The following is a 7,575-nucleotide window of genomic DNA, read 5'->3' as shown; positions in this document are numbered from 1 at the left end:
TTATTTCACAATCCCCCAATCTATAATGAAACGATAGCACCACTTCATCGATTGCTAAACAGTCAAGCAGACTTTGAAATAAAAGTTTTGAAAAATAAAGAAGATTTTACCTTGGATTGTTAGATAAAGAATATTCAATATAATATGTTGAGATTATTTTTAAATCAGAGGAGTTGTTTTGATGCCTAAAGTTTCAGATCAATACAAAGAACAGAAAAGACAAAGTCTATTGGAAAGCGCCTTAAAATGCTTTGGTGAAAAAGGATATCATTTAACAACAATGGATGATATTGTGGCTTATTCTAAAATGAGTAAAGGATTAATTTACAACTATTTTAAAAGTAAAGAGGAATTATACATTTCTTTAATGGATGAAAGGAGCATTAAGACTTTGGAGGATCTAAGGAATCGGTTTAAGCAGATTCCTGAAGCAAAAAATAAAATACGAGAATTATTCCGACTTTATCGGGAGGCAACACTGACAGAAGAGTGGCGCAGTTTTATCCGCGTTCATTTGGAGTTTTGGATCTATTCTTCGCGACAAGAACATTTGAGGGAGTTGATGAAGAACCGTTACAAACATCAGTTTCGAAACTTTTTGGCAGAAATCATTGAACAAGGAAAAAAAGCCGGAGAGTTTAAACCGGATGTACAGGTTGATATTGTGGCTAGTTTAGTTTGGTCGTTTATTGATGGAATTTGTCTCCACTATTCAGTATTATGGGAGGATTATGCCTATAAAGAACACTTTAAAGAAATCGAAAAAATGGTTATGAATTATATATTAGCTGAATAACATTCAAAGAAAAGAAGCACATCGATTCCTTTTGTGGTAAGAGACAAGACTGGGAGCCTTAATACATGGCTTGATGGTTTAGAAATGTACTAATATTAATATTTAAATAATTCAATACAATTAGCTGTAGCAAAACTAAAATAAAAAACTATCTAGTCAGTTTTTATCGTGGGGTTATGGAACCATTATAAACGGAGGTCCTTAATTATGAAGACAACAAATGAAGAACAAAGATTTATAGCTGAGGATGCGAAAATTAGATATGAAAAATGTTCTAATGTCGAGGAGGGTTTGATTTATCAGGCTTTCTATGATGGTTTTTCAGATTACATCATAAAAATGGAGTTTTCAAAAGAGGATTTTATTCAGCGCTTCTTTGGTCCGGAAGGCAATGAAAAAGAGTATTCTTTCATTGCCTTTTATGAAGAGAAACCTGTCGGTGTTATTCTTGGTGGCATGAAAAATTATGAATCGATTAAAACAATGCGTTGTGGTGCACTCACTATCAGCCCTGATTTTAGAGGGACAGGAATCAGTCGCAGATTATTTGAACTTCATAAAGAAGAAGCAACTAAACATGGCTGCAAGCAGTTGTTCCTCGAGGTCATTGTAGGAAATGACCGGGCGATTCAATTTTATCAAAAAATGGGTTATGAAAAGATTTATGATCTAGTTTACTTTACTAATAAAGATTTGTCTCAACTTAAAGAGGCCCCCAATAATTTGAAGATGAAAATAAAAGAACTGGAATTTACCGAATTTCAAAAGGGGATCCAGAAATGGACATATCATATTAATTGGCAGAATGATATGGATTATTTAGCAAAACTTAAAAATGTTAGATATTATGGAGTATTTCAAAACCATAATTTGGTTGGTGCTCTTTCTATTAATTCGAACGGAAATATAAGCTTTTTAATGATCGATAAAAAAAATCGGGGGAAGGGGATTGGAACATGGCTTTTGCAAACAGCCTATAAGAATTTAAAATTAACAAAAATGTCCACAGGATTCCCTAATAATAGCTTGCTCGAAGGTTTCTTCAAAAAACAGGGCTTTATAAAGGGCCCCCTTGTCCAGTATGAAATGTATTTGCCGATTTAATAGATGAAATTAAATGGATATCATCAGTTTTAGGACATAATTATGAGCCACCATCATACATTTAGAGTAGGACCAGTGACCAAATAGTGAATCAGGAACGCTTCGGACAAGCTGTCATCAGTTGCTGGAAATAATCAATCGTGGAAAAGGAGAAATCTGATGGGGTTCCTGCAAGAGTTCATCCATAATTATAGTAATTTTTTTTCTTTTGAGTCATTTGAAAGTGTTATAAAGGACCCTGCAAGCTGGGGAGTAATTGGAACGCTCGTCATTCTGGAAGGATTATTATCAGCTGATAACGCCCTCGTACTGGCGGTGATGGTTAAGCATCTGCCAAAACGAGAGCGGAAGAAAGCATTATTTTACGGCATTTTTGGCGCTTATTTTTTCCGGTTTATCGTGATTGGAGTAGGTATTTCATTAATCAAAATTTCTTGGATTAAGATTGTTTGCGGTCATTACTTGCTATTGATCGTCTTGCAGAACTTATTTCTAAAAAACGAAGAAGGGGATGCGTTTCAGAATCGAAAAATGGGCTTTTGGAGAACCGTGCTTACAGTCGAACTGATGGATATCACCTTCAGCTTTGACAGTGTGCTTGCGGCATTTGGCGTTTCCAATCAGGAATGGGTGTTATTGATCGGCGGAATCTTAGGAATTTTAATGATGCGCGGGGTCGCCAATTTATTCCTGGCATTGATAGAAAAAGTACCGGAATTTGAAACAACCGCATTTATCTTAATTGCGATCATTGGCATTAAAATGATTCTTTCCGCTTTCGGCTTCCATATGGATGAAAAGTTATTCTTTGGTTTTATTATCATGATCTTCCTTGGGACTTTTGTAGTTCATTTGTTTAGAAAAACTTCCGGAAATGAACCAATCTAATATCATTTCGGCGTAAGCAGTTTGGATATGGACATACTAGTGTATGAGGTGATGAAATTGTCCATAGACTGCATATGTACGATTGGACCCGCCAGTGATAATCGAAACGTTCTTCTTGAGCTGATCCATCACGGAATGACAATTGCTCGGTTAAATTTTTCCCACGGAACCCATGAGAGCCATGGCGAGATTATTCGATTATTAAAATCACTCAGTCAGGAAACGGGCCGCCCAGTTAAAATATTAGGAGACTTGCAAGGACCTAAAATCCGGCTGGGAAAAGTGGAGGGGGAAAAAGTATCACTCAGGTCTGGTCAAACTTTTACTCTATATATCGATCAAGTAACAGGGAACAGCAAGCAGGCAAGTGTGGACTATCAAGGATTAGTAAAAGATGTCAAACCGGAAAATAAAATTTTACTAAATGATGGGGCGGTCGAGTTAACTGTTAAGGTGGTTGAGGACACAAAAGTCGTCACAACCGTAACACGAGGCGGTGACATTTCTTCCCATAAAGGAGTCAATCTTCCCGGTATCACCACAAATTTGCCAGCTATAACTGAAAAAGATCAGCAGGATATCCAATTTCTTTTAAAAGAAGAAGTCGATTTCATTGCCTGTTCATTTATTCGTAAAGCCTCCCATCTTCAAGAAATTCGAACATTCATCGGCCGCCATAAAGGACAGCCTCCGAAATTGGTGGCAAAAATCGAAACGATGGAGGCACTTCAACATTTTCGAGAAATTGCTGCGGAAGCAGATGCCGTGATGGTTGCCCGTGGTGATCTAGGGGTAGAATTGCCTTATCAATGGATTCCATTGCTCCAAAAAGCGGTCATCTCTGAATGCAATCGCAATGGTACTTATGTCATTACGGCAACACAAATGCTGCAATCAATGGTAGAAAATCCGATGCCGACAAGGGCAGAAGTGATGGATGTTTTCCAAGCCGTAATGGATGGGACTAACGCTGTCATGCTGTCCGCTGAAAGCGCAGCAGGTGATTATCCTGTTGAAAGTATTGAAACTTTGAAGCTTGTCTCTCAATTTGCAAATGAAGTAAAGCGTGATGCGCCATTTGATTTGAAGGATATGCTGCATTTATTGAAGAAAACAATTGGAGGGACTGAATAATAAGAACGGTTAAATAACACTGATGACCATTGGTTATTGGTGTTATTTGTATGTTGGAAGAAAAGTGGTTTATTAGGAGGTTGGAAATAGTAGTTTTATGAATATGGTCATCCGGAAAAACGGCTTTTCAATAAAATGAGTATGATAAACGAAAAATCGGAAATAACTGAAATCGAACAGCAAATTTTTGAAAAAGAGGGGCATCCCAATGAACGAACCATTCGAGTACCCATCTATTTTGTATAACGAGGTCATTTTGTATCTGGAAGAGAAGTGGAATCGGCGGTTAAGTGACCATGAACGGCATGTACTGATTGAAGGATATCGCTTTGGAAGGATGGTGGAGGCGGAAAATGAAATTAAAATTCTGTTTGCAAATTGAGATTTCAATTGATTAAAAATGTGTTGATATCCGTTAAGCGCAAGCCTTGCCTAAAAGAGTTTGCTTTTAGGCGAAGCTTCCCTTGTACGAAGATCAAATTTACAGTTTACGAACGGTAAAAAATTTGGTTAAAATCCACGGACCTGGCTTAAATCCCAGGGTTAATTGCCAGGCTCCGGAATGGTAAGAGTCATGCCAGGCTACAGCCATCGCTTTTCTTGCAATTATTTATCAATGTATCCCCTGGCTGAACCGTATGAATAAACATATGAATACCCCTATCAAAAAGCAAAAAAATACAGTTATAAAAAATATATTCTTTTAGTAATTAGCTTTATTCATAACAAAATAAAACAGCAGCCAACTGACTGCTGTGATCCATTTCTTTTTTTCATCTTGCAAAAAATCCTCCTGCCAAGTATAAGACAATTGCAATACATGCGCCAACCGATGCGATTTTCAGTTTATAACGCGCATAGTCAACAAGAGAAAAATCTAGAATCGATGCGGTTGTGATGGTTGTATCGCCGAGTGGTGATGTTATGGCGCCGAATGCACCGCTGGCAAATACAGCTCCTACCGTCAGCGGGATCGATGCACCGGTGGCAGCAGCCAATGATACGCCTAATGGCATAAACAACCCCCATGTTCCCCAGGAGGAACCGATAAAATATCCAACAACCGAACCAAGAAGGAATATCGATGCTGGGGTTAAAAACGCTGGTAAAAAAGCTCCTAATGTTGAACTAATAAAATTTGAAAAACCAAGATCTTGGGCCGATAATGTCAAAGACCAAATTAAAATAAGCAAACTGATGGCCTCCATCATTTGATTGCCTCCATCATAAAAATGAAACAAAATTTCATTCAATGGCAGCTTTCTTATGACGTAGAAAATAAAGGATAAGACAAGAGTTATGAAAACTGCTAACAGCATTACAAAAGTTGCATCCGCCTTTGAAAAAGCAGCAAAAATCGAATGAGTCCCTTTGGCCATTCCGTCTTTCCATAAAAGATACAATGTTAAGAACAGGAGTAAAAAAACGGGTACAATTAGATTCCATGGCTGCGCTTTTACAAGCGATAATTCTTTTTGGATCCCGCTGCGGTGCAATTCGTTTTCTTTGTCATCCAAAGAGTCGTGATCCATACTGTTTTTATTGCTTTTTTTTACAGGGTTCCAGAACGTTTGAATAATACCGATACACAGCATAGCAATTGCGAAAAAATTAAGCAAAATACTAAGTAAGAAAACATGATAAGCGGACATATGTAAATGGAGTTTATGGATACTTCCTTCTACCAGAGATAACATAAAGCCGACAAAGGCAGTGGCAACTGGTAAAAGTACGATAACAGACTCTGTGGAAATATCCATCGTCAGTCCTATTCTTTGTTTCGGTATGTCCATTTTTTTCGCGATCGATTTAACAACAGGGCCAATCATCATGATGCGAAACATCGGCATTATAAATGTAAAGGGAAGTGTTAACCAGATCAGACCAAGAAGCCCTCGCTCTGTTTTAATCTTCGTCCCAACCCATTCGGAAAAACCTTTAATCCCGCCGGAAATATTCATCATACCGACAAGTCCGCTAAATAAATAAAGAAACGCGATAATTTTCATATTGGACGGATTGGAAAGAGTGGCTGTGATATAAGCTACTGCTTGATAGACGCCCGAAACTAAGCTAGCTTTGACAAGAAGAGACCCGACAAGCAGCCCTGTAACAAGACCAGGGAATATATTTTTTAGCCAGATGGCCATGGCGATTACGATAAGAAAGGGCAATAGAGAAAGCCAAGTATGTTCCAATGAACTTTCCTCCCATATTTTGATAATTATTTATTGTTTCCAAATAACTCTAAAAATAGCAATCATTTGTGGTTGCTAAGAACTATTTATTTCTTGTCTTTCAGTTGTTTCGATTTTTGTCTATATTGTTCTTTCAAATGATCAAGATTCTCATTCGTTTTTGTCTCCCAAATGCTATACTTTATCTTTGCAGGTACATCTTTCTTATGATCCAAACCTGATTCACCTCCGTTGCTATAGTTTTTATTAAATGTGGCACTTTTATTTGCGGTATAATATTAGCAGGCTGTTTTTTCAGAAAAACGAAAGTGAAAAAGGTGGAATATGAAAAACGTAATTGTAATTGGAGCCGGGATTCTTGGGGCATCTACTGCCTATCACCTAGCAAAATGGGGGGCAAAGGTTACTTTAGTAGACCGTGAAGACCCAGGGCGTGCGACAGATGCAGCTGCGGGAATTGTTTGCCCATGGCTATCTCAACGGCGCAATAAAGCATGGTACAGGTTAGCAAAAGGCGGTGCCCGTTACTATCCGAATTTGATTGCTATGTTAGAGACGGATGGTGAAACAGATACAGGTTATAAAAGAGTCGGGGCATTAAGTCTTCATACCGATCCTGAAAAATTAGAGCAGATGGCAGAGAGGGCTTTGAAACGTAAAGAAGATGCACCTGAAATCGGGGAAATTGCTATTTTACCTTCATCGGAGACAAAAAGACTTTTTCCGCCGCTTTCAGAGAAATGGGGTTCCGTTTATGTGAGCGGAGCAGCAAGGGTTAATGGCGGGGCATTAAGAAAAGCGTTGGTTCATGCAGCTATTAAGAATGGGGCTTTTTTTATAAAGGGGAGTGCCGAGCTGATTTGTGAGGAAAACAAAGTAAGGGGAATCAAGTTGGGAGATCGTATTTTGCCGGCCGACTTGGTGATCGATACAGCAGGTGCCTGGTCTAAGGAACTAATAAAGCCGATTGGTGTTGACTTTTTAGTTAGGCCGCAAAAAGCTCAAATTATTCATTTAAGGCTTCCTGATAACAATACAAGTTCTTGGCCGGTTGTGATGCCGCCGCATGATCAGTACATCCTTACCTTTAACAATGGACGGGTTGTTGTCGGCTCTACTCATGAAAATAACGCAGGCTTTGATACCCGTGTTACAGCTGGAGGAATCAGTGAAATTTTGGGAAAAACATTGGATACGGCCCCAGGGTTAGTTAATGCTACCTATCTGGAAACAAGGGTTGGGTTTCGTCCGTTTACGCCGGGTTTTCTCCCTATTGCCGGTCCACTACCGCATTTTGAAGGAATCTTTGTAGCAAATGGACTTGGTTCTTCCGGATTGACAAGCGGACCATACTTAGGTGCGGAACTTGCCAAACTGATCCTAGGAAGACAGACTGATTTTGATTTTAGCGAATACAACACAAATGAAGCTGTAAATTCATAAACAAAGGGGCTG

General features: G+C 38.6%; 8 protein-coding genes and 1 pseudogene. 6 read left to right on the top strand and 3 right to left on the bottom strand.

Translation table 11 applies throughout. The annotated features are described in order from the left end of the window. Nucleotides 1–181 precede the first annotated feature (181 nt). From BFU02S_RS13560 to BFU02S_RS16860, 5 genes are all read left to right on the top strand, one after another. Nucleotides 182–796, top strand: coding sequence for a TetR/AcrR family transcriptional regulator (locus tag BFU02S_RS13560; protein WP_066371651.1), 615 nt, complete (start codon nt 182–184; stop codon nt 794–796). A 207-nt stretch (nt 797–1,003) separates the two neighbouring features. Further along, nucleotides 1,004–1,900: a GNAT family N-acetyltransferase gene (locus BFU02S_RS13555; protein ID WP_066371648.1), complete on the top strand. Its 897-nt coding sequence runs from the start codon at nt 1,004–1,006 to the stop codon at nt 1,898–1,900. Nucleotides 1,901–2,059: 159 nt separating this feature from the next. Continuing rightward, complete coding sequence (locus BFU02S_RS13550; protein ID WP_084361128.1) at nt 2,060–2,788, top strand: TerC family protein; 729 nt, start codon at nt 2,060–2,062, stop codon at nt 2,786–2,788. Nucleotides 2,789–2,815: 27 nt separating this feature from the next. Next, on the top strand, nt 2,816–3,922 hold the full coding sequence (locus tag BFU02S_RS13545) for a pyruvate kinase (RefSeq protein WP_157075944.1): 1,107 nt from the start codon (nt 2,816–2,818) through the stop codon (nt 3,920–3,922). Nucleotides 3,923–4,130: 208 nt separating this feature from the next. Continuing rightward, nucleotides 4,131–4,304 (top strand): hypothetical protein, encoded by a 174-nt coding sequence (locus BFU02S_RS16860; RefSeq protein ID WP_157075943.1) that lies wholly within the window; start codon nt 4,131–4,133, stop codon nt 4,302–4,304. Between the two features lie 99 nt (nt 4,305–4,403). On the opposite strand, the pseudogene BFU02S_RS17410 reads toward BFU02S_RS16860, so the two are convergent. The 3 genes and pseudogenes from BFU02S_RS17410 to BFU02S_RS17550 all read right to left on the bottom strand — a co-directional run. Further along, nucleotides 4,404–4,484: pseudogene (locus BFU02S_RS17410) on the bottom strand (hypothetical protein); the annotation flags it as partial. 211 nt (nt 4,485–4,695) lie between these two features. Next, entirely contained in the window at nt 4,696–6,120 is a 1,425-nt protein-coding gene (locus BFU02S_RS13540) for a Na+/H+ antiporter NhaC family protein (protein ID WP_084361126.1), read from the bottom strand. 86 nt (nt 6,121–6,206) lie between these two features. Continuing rightward, entirely contained in the window at nt 6,207–6,335 is a 129-nt protein-coding gene (locus BFU02S_RS17550) for a hypothetical protein (protein WP_268872909.1), read from the bottom strand. Nucleotides 6,336–6,444: 109 nt separating this feature from the next. Between BFU02S_RS17550 and BFU02S_RS13535 the strand changes: the two genes are divergently transcribed. Further along, nucleotides 6,445–7,563, top strand: a complete 1,119-nt coding sequence (locus BFU02S_RS13535; protein ID WP_066371643.1) for an NAD(P)/FAD-dependent oxidoreductase — start codon at nt 6,445–6,447, stop codon at nt 7,561–7,563. Nucleotides 7,564–7,575: the final 12 nt, after the last annotated feature.

Origin of the sequence: Neobacillus fumarioli NBRC 102428, from assembly GCF_001591485.1 — a bacterium.
GTDB lineage: Bacteria > Bacillota > Bacilli > Bacillales > Cytobacillaceae > Neobacillus > Neobacillus fumarioli.
Note: the sequence above shows the minus strand (reverse complement) of the source record. Positions and strands in the feature narration are given on the sequence as shown.